Annotated in this window: 14 protein-coding genes; 1 reads left to right on the plus strand and 13 read right to left on the minus strand. The window is 47.9% G+C overall.

Annotated elements, in window-relative coordinates; translation table 11 throughout:
- From FSB84_RS27460 to FSB84_RS31540, 12 genes are all read right to left on the minus strand, one after another.
- Positions 1 to 1,485, minus strand: coding sequence for a PKD domain-containing protein (locus tag FSB84_RS27460; protein ID WP_130544175.1), 1,485 nt, complete (start codon positions 1,483 to 1,485; stop codon positions 1 to 3).
- A 35-nt stretch (positions 1,486 to 1,520) separates the two neighbouring features.
- The gene (locus FSB84_RS27465) at positions 1,521 to 2,459 is read right to left on the minus strand and encodes a dihydrodipicolinate synthase family protein (protein ID WP_130544176.1); all 939 of its coding nucleotides are present in this window, start codon (positions 2,457 to 2,459) and stop codon (positions 1,521 to 1,523) included.
- Positions 2,460 to 2,469: 10 nt separating this feature from the next.
- A complete protein-coding gene (locus tag FSB84_RS27470; RefSeq protein ID WP_130544177.1) occupies positions 2,470 to 3,639 on the minus strand; it encodes a sialidase family protein in 1,170 nt (389 codons plus the stop codon).
- Positions 3,640 to 3,641: 2 nt separating this feature from the next.
- Complete coding sequence (locus FSB84_RS27475; RefSeq protein ID WP_158644155.1) at positions 3,642 to 4,826, minus strand: sialidase family protein; 1,185 nt, start codon at positions 4,824 to 4,826, stop codon at positions 3,642 to 3,644.
- Between the two features lie 22 nt (positions 4,827 to 4,848).
- Complete coding sequence (locus FSB84_RS27480) at positions 4,849 to 6,285, minus strand: RagB/SusD family nutrient uptake outer membrane protein (protein ID WP_130544179.1); 1,437 nt, start codon at positions 6,283 to 6,285, stop codon at positions 4,849 to 4,851.
- Between the two features lie 30 nt (positions 6,286 to 6,315).
- The gene (locus FSB84_RS27485; protein WP_130544180.1) at positions 6,316 to 9,555 is read right to left on the minus strand and encodes a SusC/RagA family TonB-linked outer membrane protein; all 3,240 of its coding nucleotides are present in this window, start codon (positions 9,553 to 9,555) and stop codon (positions 6,316 to 6,318) included.
- A 106-nt stretch (positions 9,556 to 9,661) separates the two neighbouring features.
- Positions 9,662 to 10,087, minus strand: a complete 426-nt coding sequence (locus tag FSB84_RS27490; RefSeq protein WP_130544181.1) for a hypothetical protein — start codon at positions 10,085 to 10,087, stop codon at positions 9,662 to 9,664.
- On the minus strand, positions 10,084 to 10,779 hold the full coding sequence (locus FSB84_RS27495; protein ID WP_130544182.1) for a FadR/GntR family transcriptional regulator: 696 nt from the start codon (positions 10,777 to 10,779) through the stop codon (positions 10,084 to 10,086). Before FSB84_RS27495 ends, FSB84_RS27490 begins: the two co-directional genes overlap by 4 nt.
- A gap of 48 nt (positions 10,780 to 10,827) precedes the next feature.
- Positions 10,828 to 10,980: a hypothetical protein gene (locus FSB84_RS30760; protein ID WP_158644156.1), complete on the minus strand. Its 153-nt coding sequence runs from the start codon at positions 10,978 to 10,980 to the stop codon at positions 10,828 to 10,830.
- 31 nt (positions 10,981 to 11,011) lie between these two features.
- The gene (locus FSB84_RS27500) at positions 11,012 to 11,719 is read right to left on the minus strand and encodes a hypothetical protein (protein WP_130544183.1); all 708 of its coding nucleotides are present in this window, start codon (positions 11,717 to 11,719) and stop codon (positions 11,012 to 11,014) included.
- 79 nt (positions 11,720 to 11,798) lie between these two features.
- Positions 11,799 to 12,404, minus strand: a complete 606-nt coding sequence (locus FSB84_RS27505; protein WP_225979903.1) for a DUF4199 domain-containing protein — start codon at positions 12,402 to 12,404, stop codon at positions 11,799 to 11,801.
- A gap of 54 nt (positions 12,405 to 12,458) precedes the next feature.
- Positions 12,459 to 12,929, minus strand: coding sequence for a response regulator transcription factor (locus FSB84_RS31540; protein ID WP_130544184.1), 471 nt, complete (start codon positions 12,927 to 12,929; stop codon positions 12,459 to 12,461).
- A 246-nt stretch (positions 12,930 to 13,175) separates the two neighbouring features.
- Between FSB84_RS31540 and FSB84_RS27515 the strand changes: the two genes are divergently transcribed.
- Entirely contained in the window at positions 13,176 to 15,011 is a 1,836-nt protein-coding gene (locus FSB84_RS27515) for an ATP-binding response regulator (protein ID WP_130544185.1), read from the plus strand.
- On the opposite strand, the gene FSB84_RS27520 is transcribed toward FSB84_RS27515, so the two are convergent.
- The gene (locus FSB84_RS27520; protein WP_130544186.1) at positions 14,998 to 16,131 is read right to left on the minus strand and encodes a terpene synthase family protein; all 1,134 of its coding nucleotides are present in this window, start codon (positions 16,129 to 16,131) and stop codon (positions 14,998 to 15,000) included. The two genes, FSB84_RS27515 and FSB84_RS27520, sit on opposite strands and share 14 nt — an antisense overlap.
- Between the last annotated feature and the right edge of the window lie 204 nt (positions 16,132 to 16,335).

A 16,335-nucleotide genomic window follows, 5' to 3' on the forward strand; every position in this document is an offset into this window, starting at 1 on the left:
TTATAAATTGAACAATGCCGATACTTCAGCATCCGTGAAAGCTCTTTTGTAAATGATCAGGTCATCGATCATTCCAGTATAAAAATTGCTCATGCTCGTCAATCCTTCCTGGGCGCCGATCTTGAACAACTGACCTGCACCGGTAACTGTTTTCACTGCACTGGTGGTCATTTCTTTTACTTTCACTCCATCAATATACACTTTTGTAAGCAGCCCATCGCGTACACAAACGATATGGTGCCATACATCGTCGTTCACTTTTCCTTCAGTGGCCATACTGATAATGGCAGAACCTGGATTCTCTGTATTGAAGCGGAGGAACTGGGTGGTGGCATTGTCATTCATCCGCAACCAGCTCTGATTGTCGCCGGAGCCATTCTTTCCACTCTCCTGCCAGATCATCATCCTGGCTGTGCCTCCTGATTTCATCCAAACACTGATGGAAAAATTATTGGCGCCGAGATCGAAATTGGAGCTGGGGGTACTCAACCATGCAGATCCGTTGAAGTAACCGGCATTGCCTGTAACGCCTTTCCTGTCTGCATTTGCGAAGCCTACTGCACCAGTTTGAGTAATAGCTGCATTGCCGGGGCCCACTTCTGCGTAACTGTTATTGAATGGAAAGAAGCCGATCAGGTCCGTTCCGGGAACTACCAGGATGTACGCTTCCTTTTCCGCGGTGGAGTTTTTGCTGGTATTATTGGCCACCAGTTTCACCTTGTACCTGCCGGGTGTATTGTATTTTATTTTCGGATGTTGATCGGTTGAGCTTGCAGGTGTTCCTCCATCGAAGGTCCAGGTCCAGCCGGTAACGGTGCCAAGACTTTCATCTTCGAATTGTATTTCGCCGCCTGCCCAGGTAGCAGTGTTCACTGCTCCAAACTCAGCAGTAACAGCTGTGATATCGATGATGGTGATCATCTTCTCCACTGTTTTCTCGCCACTGTATTCAGGATTGGTAGTTGCCAGCTTTACTGTGTAGATGCCAGGTACATCAAATTTGATACCCGGGCTCTGTTCTGAGGATGTGATGGGTGTTCCTGTTTCCGGCGTGAAGGTCCAGCTCCAGGTGGAAGGAATGCCGGTGGTCTTATCTGTGAAAGTAATGGTCTCACCCTGCAGCGCAGTTGTTTTGCTGGCAGTGAAATCCACTACCAGCTGATTATACCCTACTTTGATGAATCCAGTTTTTTTGGTAGTGGCGGAGTTGGCTGTATTGCTGATCTCGAGTGTTACCTCGTATGTACCGGGCTGCATGTATTTTACAGCAGGGCCGCTGAGGTCGGAGGTAGCTGGATCACCGCCCTGGAATGTCCATTTCCATCTGGAAGCAGGACCTGCAGAGAGATCGGAGAAATTGACTGTTTCCCCGGCCAGCACTTCCTGCTTGTCTGAAGTGAAATCAGGCGTGATACTCATATCCTTGTCCTTTTTACAGGAACCGAGAACAGCGGTGATGGCAATCAGTACCAAAATTCTTTTCATACAGGTAATCGTTTTGGTTTATTTGGCGGCAGTGATCAATGCACTGCCGGTTGCGGGTTGTTGATTGTACATTTTTCGAGTGTATCGAAGAATCGAATTTCATTCAGCATTTCCTGCAGGTGCGCGTACTCTTTTTCAGTGAGGCTCACCAGTGGCAGCCTGCATGAACCCAGATCATAACCGAGCATTTTTGTGATGGCGCGCTGCGCGGGAATGGGTGAATACTTCACAAAACGGCGGATCATTTCAACCGACTGCAATTGCAGGTCCCTGGCCTCTTCCAGCTTTTTCTCCTTAAACGCTTCCATCATGCGGAGATAAAGCGGCGCGGCAAAAGTGTAGGTACTTCCGATGGCTCCCTTTGCTCCCACCATCAGGGCGCCGAGCAACATTTCATCGTATCCATACAGCACATCGAATTTTCCATTTTTATAGTTCAGACAGGCCTGGAATTCATGTTGTGTATGGGCAGTGTACTTGATGCCTGCAAGATTCGGAATGGCATCTTCTCCCAAACGGAGGAATTCCACCATGTCCATAGCCACGCCCGTGAGCACAGGCAGGTGATAATAATAGAATGGAAGCGATGGCGCTGCAGAAGCGATGGCGGCCATGCTGTTGACGAGTTGCTGCACATTGGCAGGTTTGAAGTAAAATGCAGCTACTGATGAAATAGCATCCGCACCTGCCTGAGCCGCATGTGCAGCCAGTTTCCGGCATTCGGAGATGGATGTATGTCCTACATGCACCCAAACTTTGATCCGTTTGTCGGCCGCTGCAATGTAGGCTTCCGCCACCTGCATTCTTTCTTCCACTGTGAGGTTTGGCCCTTCTCCGTTGGTGCCGCACACAAATACGCCACTGATACCTTCACGCACCAGCTTATCCACCAGCTCAGGAATGACCTGGAGATTCAGTGATCCGTCTTCTCTGAATGTGCCGAATGTGGCTGCAATTAATCCCTCTGTTTTCATCGAGTGTATTTTATTTTTTTAACCTGTCTTTTCCGTTGGTGAGCCAATCGATATTGAAGCTCTGTAACACCAGGGTGTATTTAAAATCCTTTCCTGGTGAATTATTGGTTTCGTATAAACAGTAAATGGTTCCGTCTGCTCCTACAGCCAGGTCCGAGTATCCGGATGCACCGGGATTGAGCACGCGTTTGACGGGAAATGTTTTTCCTTCATCGTAGCTGAGTTTGGCAGTGAGGTTGCGGCGCGGTGTTTTTTCGATATGTTCACTATCGGGGTTCACAAACACGATCCTGTTTTTCCCTTTTCCATCTTTTTCCTCCGATACGCGTACAATGCTTGCCATGCAGGGGATTTCGAAGAGATCCTGGTTGTATACCGGCCTGCTCCAGTTGCTGCTGCCATCTTCACTGCAGGAAATGGATTTGCGATGGGGGTTTCCGGGATTCCGCATCATCAGCATCACTCGTCCATCATTGAGTTGAACGGCCATGGATTCGTTGGGATTCTTCACGTCTCCGGAACTGTCGGCCACCATAGCGCCGCGTTGCCATGTAATTCCATTATCATCGCTGAACACAGTTACCACAGCGCTGGGATGATGCACACGTTTGGGTGTGGTAGCGGATTTCGCCAGCCATACGGGCGCAAGCAATCTTCCATTTTTCAACTGGATACCATGACCAGGTCCCGGCGCCACCACATTCCAGTTGTAGGAGGGTTTGTAACCATCGAATACTTCGGTGATGTCTGTGGGTTCAGTCCAGGTAAGACCATCATCGGTTGACCTGGTATAGTAAGCGCGCGCATAATCGCGCGCAAACAGTAAGTGTACAGTTCCATCCTCTCCAACAATGGGCGTTGGATTATTGGTGGGCTGTCCTTTCTTTCTTGGCGCGATCACCTGGATGGGTTGCCAGGTCTTTCCATTATCGGTACTACGGCGCAGCAGCAGGTCCATATCGGCCCAGTCGCTGCTGGTTCCGATACGTGCCTCAGTGAAGGCCATGAGGGTTCCTTTCTTACTCATCACCAGGGCCGGAATGCGCATGGATGCATATTCACCGCCAGGTTCAAATACAGGTACGGGTTTGTTGTTTTCGGTTGCACCTATCTGTGATCCATGCCTGCAACCGGCTAAAACAACTATCAGTAAAAAAGGAATAACGAACTTTTTCAACATGCTTATTGTTTTACGAATTCATCAAATGCTACCTGCCGGAAGGCAATGCCCTGGTAGGGCGTACTGGTTCCTCCTTCATACAAGATACCGATATGCGAATCGCTGAGCATCACCAGGTCTGAATAAGCGCTGGGGCCTGCATGCACGCGATAATATTTAGTCCAGGTGGCGCCATTGTCTGCGCTCCATTTGATAGTCATGTTCACACGGGTGGTGCTGGCAGGGTTGGAAAAGAAAACGCTGAATGCATTGTTCACTTTTCCTGAAGTGAGACTTCCCTGGCAAACGGGCTCCACAAGCGCATAATCTGTTTTCATATCTGTAAAGGTTTCGCCGCCATCACTTGAAACGGCTATCCAGCGGGCTGTTCCACCGGAGGCGCGCATATTGAGCTGAAGTCTTCCGTCAGAAAGTTCTGTAACGGTGCTTTCATTTGCTTTGTCTTTTGGGCTGATGCCGCCGATCCTCCAGGTAGCTCCTTTATCATCGGAGAGGAGAACATGGGAATAACCTCGTCCACCGTTGGCCTTTTTCTCTATGAAATCGCAGGGTATCACCATCCTTCCGGCATAGGCTCCGGACTGGATCTGGATACCATGACAAGGTCCTGTTGCATACCAGCCCCATTCAGGGCGTTTAACCGTGCTGGTTATTTCCTGGGCATTAGTCCAGGTAGCTCCGTTATCATCTGACTGTGTAAGATAAACCCTCCGTGTATCTATTGAAGTGCCATCTCCGATCTCTCCGATATGATCATCGCCGTGGTTCCAGGTCATCAGCATCACAATACGTCCTGTTGCCTGATCCACTACGGGAGCGGGATTGCCGCAGGTGTTGCCACCATCGTCCCATACCTTGATGAGCGGCCCCCAGGTCTTTCCCCCATCGGTTGAGCGTTTCAGCACCAGGTCGATATCACCTTCATCAGCACACGAATTCTTCCTCGCTTCTGCAAATGCCAGTACAGTACCATCTTTGGCTTTAATGATGGCCGGAATACGGTAGCAGCGGTAACCATCGGAACGCTCTTTGAAAATATAAAGAGAGTCGGTGGGCAACGAGTTACCGGGTTTGGGAGCCGTTACATCCGGGCCAAGATTATTCTCTTTAGCGGTGCAACTGAATATGCTTATCATAATGGCAACAATGCCTTGTAATCGTAAGATGGAAGAGAATGCTTTTTTCATTCTTTCTGTTTTTGATGGAGGATCAGTTATTGTAACCCTCGGTTTGTTCGAGAAGCGGGTTGAGGTCGATCTGCGTTTTGCGGATCGGAAAGAAAAGTGGAATGGTTTTTCCAACAAGCTTGGGAACTTCCGTGTAGGCATCGATGGTGCCTGCATAATGGAAACGAACAATATCATGCCAGCGTTTCAACTCGAAGAACAGTTCACGGAAACGTTCATTGAAGATCTCTTTTTCCACAGCATCTTTTCCTCTCCCTCCCGGGTACACTCCTGTACCTGCGCGGTTCCTGATCTTCTCAAGTTCGGTAATGGCTTCTTCCGGACGATTCAGTGCGGCCAGGATCTCTGCTTTGGTGAGCAGGAGATCACCGAGACGGTACATGATGATATCGTTATCGTAATAGCGATCATCTGTATGCAATGTGCCGCGGAATTTGTTGTCGAATACCCCGATGGTGGCGCCGCCGTTATCTACAGCGCGGATCACAGACCATGCTTTTCTTTTATCGTTGGCAGCATAGGCTGCTTCAATTTTAGGACTGGGAGAATATACGCTTCTGGCGCCGTTCTTCGCGAAAGCCAGCAGGTCCTTGTTGGCTGCGCTGCTCACAAAGATATCGCGGGGTTTGAGGCGACTTCCATATTGATCTGAGCGCTCATCGCGCTGGAAATGCAGGGCCCAGCTTATTTCTGAATTCTTCTTTTTATCAGTTGCGAATATGTCCTGGAAATTCGTTTGCAGTGAGAGGCCGGCCATCGCTGCATCTACAGCGCCGAGGGCGGCATTGAGATCTGCCTCTCCCCCGTTATGCACTTTTGCCTTCCAGAGCAGAACATCCGCCTTGATGGCTTGCGCCACATTCTTTGAGATGCGATTCTTGTTAGGAAAGCTGGCATCGGGGAATAAAGCGATGGCTTTTTCGAGATCGTCGAGGATCTGGCTCAGTACTGCTGCTTCCGCATCGCGAGCAGGGAATGGAACATTATCAGATTCCGTGGGCAGTAATACGATGGGCACTTTACCCCAGTTCTTCGTCAGCAAAAAATAAATATATGCACGAAGCGTGTAGGCTTCCGCGATAGTTCTGTCTTTTTTAGCCTGGTCTCCGAAAGGTATACCAGGTCCATATTTCAACACCAGGTTGGTATGATGCACCAGGTTATAATGATTGGTCCAGAGTGGTGCGTTCAGGTTGGTGAGGTTTTGTTCGTAAGCCTCGGTGGCAGAACCTTCCAGGCCGGGTATGAAAGCATCGCCACGGTCTTCAAAAAAATATGTACTGTTCATGAGGCCACGGAAATCTGAGTAGATGCCCGTGAGATAACCGGTCACATCACCTTCGGCCTTCCAGTAGATGGCATTGGTGATCTCGGAAACTGGTGTCACTTCCAGTTGTTTGGTACAACCCGTGATGAGCGATGAAGTGATGATGGCGGCAATCAGCAATTTTATTTTCATAATGAACCGATGATAAGTTTTGACAATCGATTAAAGTCCCAGTTTGGCTCCGAAGCTGAACTGCCTCGGTCTCGGATAAGAGCCCTGATCGGCGCCGATGTAGATCTCTGGCATCAGGCCGGTATAGGTAGTGAGATAACCGATATTGTAAACACCGGCAAAGATGTCGATGCTGTTGATGTAGGCTTTGCGCAGTGCAGGCAGCCTGAGTGAATAATTGAAACTTACTTCGCGGAAAGCGAGGAAATCGCCCTTTGAAAAATACAATGAGTTGTTGGTGGAGTAACCGGAGCTGGTGCCGAGACTATTCCCACCACGGAGGTGGTTCCTGTAATTGTAGTCGGCATCACTTTGTACGGTATAGCGGGGGATATCGGCGATATCTCCCTGTTTCTGCCAGACCTTACTGCCAAGCACATCCGATAATGCCATATTGTTGTTGCGGGCACTGGCCATCAACCTGCCGCGGAAAGAGTTGTCGATCACATGTCCGATGGCAAAGTCCATTACAAAACGCATGGAAAGCTTCTTGTACGTGAGCGTATTCACCATACCGCCTGTTTTATCCGGACGGATATATCCCATGAACACCATATCGTTATTATCGATCCTTCCGTTCCCATCAACATCCTGCCAGACAGCATCACCACCAACTTTCAGCCTGCCTGCAGCTTCCACATCGTAAGGCGCATTCTTGGCGTCTTCGTCCGTAGCATATACACCAATGAGGTGATATGCCCAGCGGCCGCCGAAACGCTCTCCTTCCGCCAGTCCGCCCACACGCACATACTGGCCGGAAACGGGATCGTAAATGGTGTTGCCACCGATCCTGTTCTTGTCTTCCGCAGTAGCAGGGAGTTTCAGCACAGTAGAACGGATGAAGGAATAATTCGCATTGAGCGTCCAGCTGAAATTACGTGTACGGATCGGCGTTGCTTCGATCTCGATATCGATACCACGGTTGCGGATGGACCCGTAATTGCTCTTGATGGTAGCAAAACCGGTAGATCCATCCAGCGGTTTATCGAAGATCCGGTCACTGGTAACTTTATTGTAAAAATCGATATTGATACCAAGGCGATTATTGAATAATCCGATCTCCACGCCAGCATCAAAAGAAGTAGTGGTTTCCCAAACCAGCGTATTGTTGGCAAGAATGGTATTGAGGATCCCTACTTCACCTCCGTAAGTATAACCAGCCGCGTAGCCGCCCTGGGAATCCAGTGGATCGATCTCATTATTGCCAGTTTGTCCCCAGCTGCTGCGCAGTTTGAATTTCTGAACAAAGGGTTCGATGGCCGCCCAGAATTTCTCATTGTGCATATTCCATCCTGCAGACACACCGGGATAGAGGCCCCATTTGTTTTCCTGGGAGAATTTGCTGCTGCCATCGCGACGCAGGCTTGCGGCAATCATGTAACGTTTATTGTAATCATAGGTAGCCCTGCCGAAATAACTCATCATGATGTCCGTTCTTTCACGGGAGGTGATGCGTTGTGTTTCCGGTGCAGTAGCATTCAAGGTTTTGATATAATCAGTGGGCGCACCTCTACCGCTGCCGCTCATACGATATTCGTAGCGATTGATGTAACTGGCGCCGAATACGGCATTCAGGTTATGCTTGCCAATTGATTTATCGTAGTTCAGCAATCCATCCAGCTGGCTCTGCCGGTCGTAGTTATGAGCGGCTGTTACTTCCCTGTTAGGATTCACTTCATTGAAGGCTTCGAATCTTCCTTCAATACCTTCTGTAGTGAACCAATAGAAAGATGGCATGAAAGAAAGTCCTGGTATGATATTCACGGTAGCTCCGAGATTGTAGGTGGCGCGGTTCACCTGGTTCTTGTTGTATTGATCGCGATAATACACTTCGTGATTCCTGTTGCGGAAAGAGGCCACGCCCTCACCGGGAGCGGGTTTGCCATCTTCATACGTCAGGCGGTAAGTGAAAGGCATGGTAACAGAACGGCTGAGTACATTCTGGTAATTGCCGATGCCGTTGGACAAACGGAGCTGGTAATTGAAATTGGCATTCAAGGTAACCGCTTCGCTGAGCTTGTAAGTACCGTTAAAGAGCGCGCTGTAATTCTTGTACCAGGTGCCGAGCACGATCCCTTTCTGATCGAGATGACCGAGACCAAGATAGTAAGTGGCTTTGTCCGTACCCCCTCCGATATTGAAATCGAACTCGCGCCTGTAAGTATTCTGGAATGTGACGTCCTGGTAATTGGTTTCTTTGAAGAGAAGCTTTTTCCCGGTAACAGGATCATCCATTGTTTCCCATCCCTGGTTATCGATAAGGTCTGAAACATAGTCTGCGCCATAGTTCTGGATGTATGTATCAAGGAACTCAAGCGTGCCTTTCGAATTGCGCGCATTGCCGGTAGACATACCATAACGGCCACCGGTAAGGAAGAATTCCGGATTCGTTTTGTTGAACTGCTGGATATTCCGGCGGGTTACATACACGTAATCGCGTGCACTGGTGAAATCATATTCCTTACCCTGGGTTTCGATACCGTTGGTGTATTTGAAATTGATGACAGGTTTACCCCGACGGCCTGATTTTGTTTTGATGATGATCACGCCATTGGCGGCTCTTGCGCCATAGATAGCAGTGCTGGCCGCATCTTTGAGAACCTGCACTGATTCAATGTCATCAGGATTTATATCGCTGATATTCCTCATTTGTCCAACTATTCCATCCACAATGAAAAGTGGCGCATCGCTTTCGGGAGAAGTGGAGCTACCGCCGCGGATGAAGATCTGGGGATTGGAGCCGGGCTGGCCGTCTGAAATCTGCAAAGAGAGACCAGCCACTTTGCCCTGTAATTGAAGTAAAGGGTTTTGTCCGGGAGCATTCTCGAATTCCTCCTTGCCCACTTTGGTAACGGAAGTGGTTACAGTAGCGCGGTTCTGGCGGCCATAGCCGATGATCACCACTTCATCCATACTGTTTTGTGAAGGCTCCATGGAGATTTGCACAATGGCATTGCCATTGAGCGTATGCTCCATTTTTTTGTAACCGGCGGAGCTGAGGAGCAGCGTGGCTTTGAGATCGGGAACTGAAATGGTGAACTGACCATTGGCATCGGTGCTGGTCATTTTATTGGAACCTTTCACGGTGATGGTTACACCGGGAAGCGGTTCAACATCTTTGGAGGAGATGACTGTGCCTTTTACAACAGGTTGCTGGTTTTGGGCTAAAAGCACCTGTGATGTGCACAGGCTGCAAAGCAGCAGTACAAAGGAAAGGGAAAGCAGTTTCATATATGGCAACTTTCGTTTATTAGTAGTTATGTACTACATATTACTAAACCAAAGTAAGGGAAATTTTTATGTAGGACAAATTAAATTTTGATGAAGTGGAAGGATTTTAGCGGGCAGATTCAATAATTGTGAATTGCCTGCGGAGGGAATCTGTGAGCGGGATTCCATGGTTTGCCCAATCCTCTCTCATGATCAATAGTTTATTGATTTCAGGATGCAGGCTATCATAGATCAAAGGAAACCGGAAATCCCTGTAATTGAAAATCATAAAATTCCGTTCTCCAAAAGACTCAAGGTCTTCTACCAGGATTTGTCCTGTAAAATTATTCTGATTGACTGAATAAGAATAAAAAAGACGAATCTGTCGGCCTCCTATCAGATTTTCTGAAGCGGAAGTGATGTTTGCAGCAGTAAGCTTCTTATGTTTTGCGAGTGATTTTTTTTCTTTCCAGGCATTGAAAGCAAGGACTGCCAGCAGGAGCAGCAGCGCAGTAAGGACAACCCCAAATCTCTGTTGCGCTTTTTTCCTCATTCCAGTTCTTTCAGCCTGTCGAAATGTGGTTTGAGGTGTTCATACATCCCCTTCTTGAAATCATCCTTTGTTCCTTTTTTCAGGATCTGAACCAGATCAAGGTGATTCACTTTTCCGGCAATCTTTTTCTTCTCTAACGTAACTACATAACCGAATATAGGAAGCAGCATACTCTGGAACCGTTTTAAGGTATTGTTGCCGGTCATTTCATAGAGCTTGCCGTGGAATTCGATCTCGGATTTGATACGGAACTGTTTGCCGGAATCGTATTTCTCGGCCTTCGCGATGGCTTCCAGCTCTGCTACATCCTTATCTGTTTTACGCAGGAAAAGCAGATCAGCGAGTCCCATTTCCAGCACAAGGCGAAGCTCAAAAATATCCTGCAATGTGTCTTTATCGATGATAAGTGGATCCAGTACTTTCTCGAAGGCGCCAAGTATATCGGGTTTGGTGAGCACCATTCCCCGCTTCTTTTTGGATTCGATCATTCCCAGCATACGCAGGCGGCTCAGCGCCTCACGAAGCACATTACGGCTCACGCCCAGCGCTTCAGCCAGTTCAGCTTCCGTAGGCAATGCATCACCGGGAAGAAAAGGCTTGTTCTTCAGGTACTCACGTAATTTCACTTCCACCACATCAGCCATGGTTGCAGGAACGATCTTTTCTAATCCATTATATACATTGGATGCCATTCAAGTAGGAGTTTGGTGGCGAATTTAGTCTTTTTGTCCCACATAACATTATTGAGCCCGGATGATGGCCAGCATCTGCGCTATCCAGTTCTGGTCAGGCTTCAACTTTATGTCCTGCGAAGAACTGCCGCCGGAAACAGGTTGTGCATTTGCTCCAGACAGGATCAGTTCACCAGGGATAAAGGCCGGGAGTTTTCTCATGTTCGGCTTGTTACTGTGATCAAAAAGCCAATCAATTCATTTTGAGAAAATCCAGCATTTGCCTGCTGCTTTCATCGATGGTCAACAAGACAGCCTCGTGTTGGACCCTGGCAGCAGCCTGTGCATTATCCAGTTCTGATTTTGTTTTTTTCGACAGTTGATCTTTTGTAACGATCGTGGAAAAGGGCACCATACCCGTTCTTACGTCCAGGAGAATAAGCTGGGTAGTGGCAAAGGCCTTGAGGTCCGGATTGGAGAAGGGCTTGTACCTTGAATAGATATCGCTGGCGATGCTGTACACCACCACCAGGTCAGATTGAAGGCGTACGGCGGCTTCGCGTAGCTGCGTGAAGGAAGGGGATTTCGATACAACGATCTCGGGGATAACAGACACTTTTTGTACGCGCGGGCTCTGGCGGAGCTTGGCTGTAAAACTGTCGAGGTAGCTTTGTTGCGTTTTCAGATAATCCTCATCGTTCCAGAAATAGCGGCGGCTGGCGCTGGTGTTATTGTCCAACCGGACGATCGCCACCCGCAACTGCTGCGGCAGTTTGTAATTGCCGTCGAGCAGGCGCTGGATATTCTCTTCGGATATAGAAGCGCTTTTATCGTTGAACAGTGATTGAGTGATCAGCGTATCAGCGGCACCGTAAGTATCTTCCATCCCGGAAGCATTGTAGCGGGCGGTTCCGCAGGAAAAAATAAAAAAAAGGACGGGAACTGTAATGATGAATTTCATGGTGGAAAAGTTTAGCCCGCAATATATACAGTGCGTTATATAATTGCGGGCTAAGAAATTCTCAATTAACATTCCTTTGTTACGATCGGGCTACAGCCGGTTTCGCTTTCCGTTTCAGTATCAGGGCGCTGATCAACGCCACCACCAGTCCAACAGGCACAATTTCACTGTAAGTGAGCAGTATCACAAAGAGGGGGTTCTTGTACCATTCTGAATACCGGGCCATACTCCTGGCCTGCTCCTGCAATTGTGCCGCCGTAGCTCCGCTGTCGGCTGCCCTTTTCATGGCGCATTTTGTATAGACCTCCATGAAATCAGGCACAAACAAATAATATTCTATCAGCCATACGGCAACATAAATGGTGGACGCCACCAGGGTTATGTACAATCCTATTTTGAATGCTTTCCCGAAACTGATCACCCCTCCATTGTATTTATCGCGATAGCTTTTCACGCCCACGAAAATAAAAGCGAAGGCGATCAGCATAGTGGCGTAGCCCACCAGGTCATTGCCTTTGAACTCCGGATTGGAGTACATCATAGTGGTTGCCACTATCATCATGGCAGTAACGATAGCACCGGCTATCAATCCGAAACTGAGCACAATTTTCTTCATGCGGAAGTCGATTTTTGATTGTTGGAAATGTGAAACGAAATTGGAGGATTCCATTTTTCCATCGTTCATACTTTCGGGTGATTTTCAGTACAGACGCGGAATTACTACCAAATAGCGAAGCCTTCAGGATATCATCTGTAAACGTTTTGCCTTTTCAACGGCCTGTGTTCTCCTTTTCACATCCAGTTTTTCAAACAGACGGGAATTATGTGTTTTGATGGTATTGAGAGAAACAAATAACCGGTCTGCGATCTCCTGGTTGCTGAGCCCTTCAGCCATGCCCTGTAATACTTCCAGCTCCCGCTTGCTCAATCCGAGGGCATTGATCGCGGACTGGTTCAGGGGGGAAGCGGCAATCAGCGGCGACGCCGCAGAAATAATTTCAGGCCCTTTTTTCCTGGGTGATGAAAGCTTTCCGGCCAGCCAGATGCCGAGTAATGTGAACAGGATGGCAATGGCGCCGATATAGATTTCCAGTGAATTATTGAGTATAAGCAGTTTTAATTCAAGCCATTTCAACAGGAAGAGCAGTACGGCCAGTGAAGCGCCATACAAGAAGGTGAGTTTGTTTTGTTTCAAAAGACGAAGTAACATCCTGGATTGAATTGGCCTCTTCGGGCAGGATAAAATTAAAGATTTTTCCTGCTGTAGCCGCAGGATAGTATTGTATCAGGAAATACCTATATTTGGTTGCTCAGAAAGTAAAGAATACCGTTATGCCTGGCAAACCAAAATCCACCAGGTATAAATCTAAAGCAAAGGCTCCTCTGATTAAATAGCAACTGAAGAATGCCTTCTAATGGCATAGGTTTACTATTTATTAACCATTAACTTAACGGTATGCTTACATCTCTCATTAACCCTGTCATTTCCTTTTTCCATAAGGTAAGAATGGCTTTCGACGGTCGCTGGAGATGGTGGCTGCGTGTCTGCTCCAGTGGAGGCTCCCATATTATCGACGAACAGCAGAAAGAAAGATATACAAAGATCAACCAGTTTGGGATACTGATGACTGTCATACTCGGCGCTTTCATTCCCGTATTCCACTATTTCGCACTTCCCAAACCAGATTTCCGCATCACCATTGGTATCGCTGTTTATGCAGCGTTGAATTTTGTTGCCTGGAGGCTCAATAGAAAATGGCAGAAGCCCCTCCATGCAGCCTGGTTGTTGTACCTCACCACCTGTGTGGCCGTAGGTTATTTCGGATTGATGATGGGGCATTATATCAATTTGCAGTTCATGGTCTTCTTTATGCTCGCCATCGCCTTTCAGATCTTCCCGAATGGAAAATCACGCTATGGAGCTATCGCCATTGCTGTTCTGGTACTGGCGGTTCTGCAATGGGGCTATTTGAATTTCCCCCCATTCGTTTACCTGGACCCGATAGCAGATGCAACTTATATCAAAGTCATCCACCTCCTGGCAATGTACAGCGTACTGGCTGTTGTGCTGCTCACTTCCTGGACCTATGTGGTTAGTAAAGACAAGAGCCATAAACTGCAGAAGTCCAACCGGCATATCAAGACTTATATGGCGCATGTAACGCATGAAGTTCGTTCACCCATCAATGCCATCGGGCTGCTCACCAAAAGGATGCACCGGGAGATCATGAACAACCCGAAGTATGCAGAGCTGGAAGCGTATGCACAGATGCTGAACATGGCCAGCCTCAACGCACAACAGGTGATCTCCAATGTACTTACACTTTCAGAGATCGAGGCCGGCAAGCCAGAGCCCATTATCATTGAAACGTTCAACGTAAAACAATTCTTTACCAAACTGATCAGCGTTAGCAGTGTGCTTGGACAGAAAAAACAGATCCGCATCAACCTGCTCTTCGATCAGGTTCCTTCGCTGATCTCTTCTGATCCGCATAAGATCAGTCATATCGTGAATAACCTGCTCTCCAACGCCATCAAATTCGGCAACAGGAAAAGCACCGTCACCATTACCGTCAATTGTGATGAATACAGTGGCAAATGGACCATCGATGTGAAGAACCAGGGCAAGCCTATCCCCCCCGATAAAATGAGTTCGCTGTACGATCCATTTGTGCGTGGCCTGAATGGCACACTGGTGCCTGAAAGCAGCGGGCTGGGGCTCTTCATCACGCGCAATAAAGTGAATGCACTGGGCGGTGAGATCATTGCAGATTGCAAAGACGGTTTCACAATTTTTACTGTAACACTTCCGATGCAGTTGGGTAAACTGCGTGAAGTAGATAATAAGGAAGAGGAAGAAATGATCCAGACCAATTTCAAAGGCGCGCGCGTACTGGTAGCTGAAGATGATGCCCTCAATGCAAGGGCGCTCTCCATCAGTCTTGAAGCATTGGGTTGCCGCGTGGAAATTGCTGAAAATGGAAAAGAATTGCTTGACAAGGCCCAATCCATGCCGGACCTCATCATCATGGATTATCATATGCCGCTGATGAACGGCGAAACTGCTATCCGCTTACTCAAAGGCAATGAGCACCTGCGTTCCATTCCGGTAGTGGTTACAACCGGTGATGTGTTCACAGATTCGCTCGACAAGCTCATGGCCGCCGGCGCTGAAGATTATATTCTCAAACCAATAGAAAGCCTGCCGCTGGCCAAAGTCCTGAGCAGGTACCTCGGCGCGGCCAGGATCTTTTCTATCAATCCACCACAGGAAAATATCAACTTAGGCTAACAGGCTTACCAACTTCGTGCAAGCGGGTTTCAGTCCAGATAGACTGTTCCCGCTTGTATCTTTTTGTATATACCTGCCACATCCAGGAGGCCTGCACAATCTTTTCCAAAGTTCCCATATGGGTGGTAATCGTGTCTGTTTCTTCAGATGCAGGCAGGCTTTGAATCCTGCTGTGTATACGGTCTGTAAGTGCAAGGAAGTCAGTTAATACATTCTTCACAATGGAAGCCGCATAATGAATGATCTCCGTAAAGCTCATTTCGGGATTGTTCATAGCCACAGCCATTACCAGGTTGGGATCGGCATTGCGATCTATCACTTCCTTCTCGAAAGAAAAAAGATCATTGGTGAGGCAACCGAACAAGGCAACTGCCCTGTGGATCCTGCGCAGGTGCGCATCCAGCTTCACTTCCGCCAGCCAGTTCCAGTTGAGGAATTTATTATCGCTGTATTCAGCCAGGGAAATGATATGCGGCATACCACTGGTATGCTTGCGCATGCTGATATATTCCTCTACCGTTGGCATATAACCGAGAGCTGCAGCCGAATTATCTCGGTGTGTTACTTCAATATGATACAGATAGAGCTTGAGGAATTCCATGAACCAGGGCAGCGGGGAAATATCCCTTATTTCAGACAGCATTTCCACATTGGCCAGCTCAACACCCTGCGCTTCCGGTATTGTTTGTAATTCCTCGTCCAGCGATGTAATCCGGGCAATCAGTTCGCGGGCTTCCCGCTGCTGTTCTTTAGAGAGATACTTATAGATCTCGCGCCCCATAGTGTCGTTGAGATAATAATCAGTAGCGAGATTCTTCACCAGGGCAGTAGCTCGCTGAAAATCGGCATCGGGAAAAAGGAAGAGGGCGCTTGTAACATAGTGCCTGGCATTGGGCAACCAGATACTGAATCGTTCGCCGAATTCTTTCACCACATCCACCAGCTCCTCCGTTTGTGGATGAGGGTTATACTGCCGGCAGTAATCTGATAAATTGAAATCATCCGGATTGAAGAGTTCACGGAGTGAGAATGCATCGGACTTAACCATCTCGGCATAGTCTCGCTGCACTCTGATCAGGGCAATACGGGTTGCTACCTGAACGGAATGTTCATGTTTCATAAAACAAGGTTTAATGATTAATAGTATGTATCAGTCAATACAATCATTGCATCGCAATGCGAAGCAATATGCATACATAGGAAACATAGCTATTGATGGATCAGGAACTGTTCTACAGGGAATGGATTGCAAAAGTTGCAGAGGGAGAGAGTAGGCTATCCTGACAAATTTCATCATAAAACGGGAAAAATGAACAGTAGCCGC

The organism is Pseudobacter ginsenosidimutans, from assembly GCF_007970185.1.
Taxonomy (GTDB): Bacteria; Bacteroidota; Bacteroidia; order Chitinophagales; family Chitinophagaceae; genus Pseudobacter; species Pseudobacter ginsenosidimutans.

Excerpts from the sequence above, each read along its gene's own strand:
- FSB84_RS27460 (WP_130544175.1), bottom strand. The coding sequence starts at position 1,485 with ATGAAAAGAATTTTGGTACTGATTGCCATCACCGCTGTTCTCGGTTCC.
- FSB84_RS27465 (WP_130544176.1), bottom strand. The coding sequence starts at position 2,459 with ATGAAAACAGAGGGATTAATTGCAGCCACATTCGGCACATTCAGAGAA.
- FSB84_RS27470 (WP_130544177.1), bottom strand. The coding sequence starts at position 3,639 with ATGTTGAAAAAGTTCGTTATTCCTTTTTTACTGATAGTTGTTTTAGCC.
- FSB84_RS27475 (WP_158644155.1), bottom strand. The coding sequence starts at position 4,826 with ATGAAAAAAGCATTCTCTTCCATCTTACGATTACAAGGCATTGTTGCC.
- FSB84_RS27480 (WP_130544179.1), bottom strand. The coding sequence starts at position 6,285 with ATGAAAATAAAATTGCTGATTGCCGCCATCATCACTTCATCGCTCATC.
- FSB84_RS27485 (WP_130544180.1), bottom strand. The coding sequence starts at position 9,555 with ATGAAACTGCTTTCCCTTTCCTTTGTACTGCTGCTTTGCAGCCTGTGC.
- FSB84_RS27490 (WP_130544181.1), bottom strand. The coding sequence starts at position 10,087 with ATGAGGAAAAAAGCGCAACAGAGATTTGGGGTTGTCCTTACTGCGCTG.
- FSB84_RS27495 (WP_130544182.1), bottom strand. The coding sequence starts at position 10,779 with ATGGCATCCAATGTATATAATGGATTAGAAAAGATCGTTCCTGCAACC.
- FSB84_RS30760 (WP_158644156.1), bottom strand. The coding sequence starts at position 10,980 with ATGAGAAAACTCCCGGCCTTTATCCCTGGTGAACTGATCCTGTCTGGA.
- FSB84_RS27500 (WP_130544183.1), bottom strand. The coding sequence starts at position 11,719 with ATGAAATTCATCATTACAGTTCCCGTCCTTTTTTTTATTTTTTCCTGC.
- FSB84_RS27505 (WP_225979903.1), bottom strand. The coding sequence starts at position 12,404 with ATGAACGATGGAAAAATGGAATCCTCCAATTTCGTTTCACATTTCCAA.
- FSB84_RS31540 (WP_130544184.1), bottom strand. The coding sequence starts at position 12,929 with ATGTTACTTCGTCTTTTGAAACAAAACAAACTCACCTTCTTGTATGGC.
- FSB84_RS27515 (WP_130544185.1), top strand. The coding sequence starts at position 13,176 with ATGCTTACATCTCTCATTAACCCTGTCATTTCCTTTTTCCATAAGGTA.
- FSB84_RS27520 (WP_130544186.1), bottom strand. The coding sequence starts at position 16,131 with ATGAAACATGAACATTCCGTTCAGGTAGCAACCCGTATTGCCCTGATC.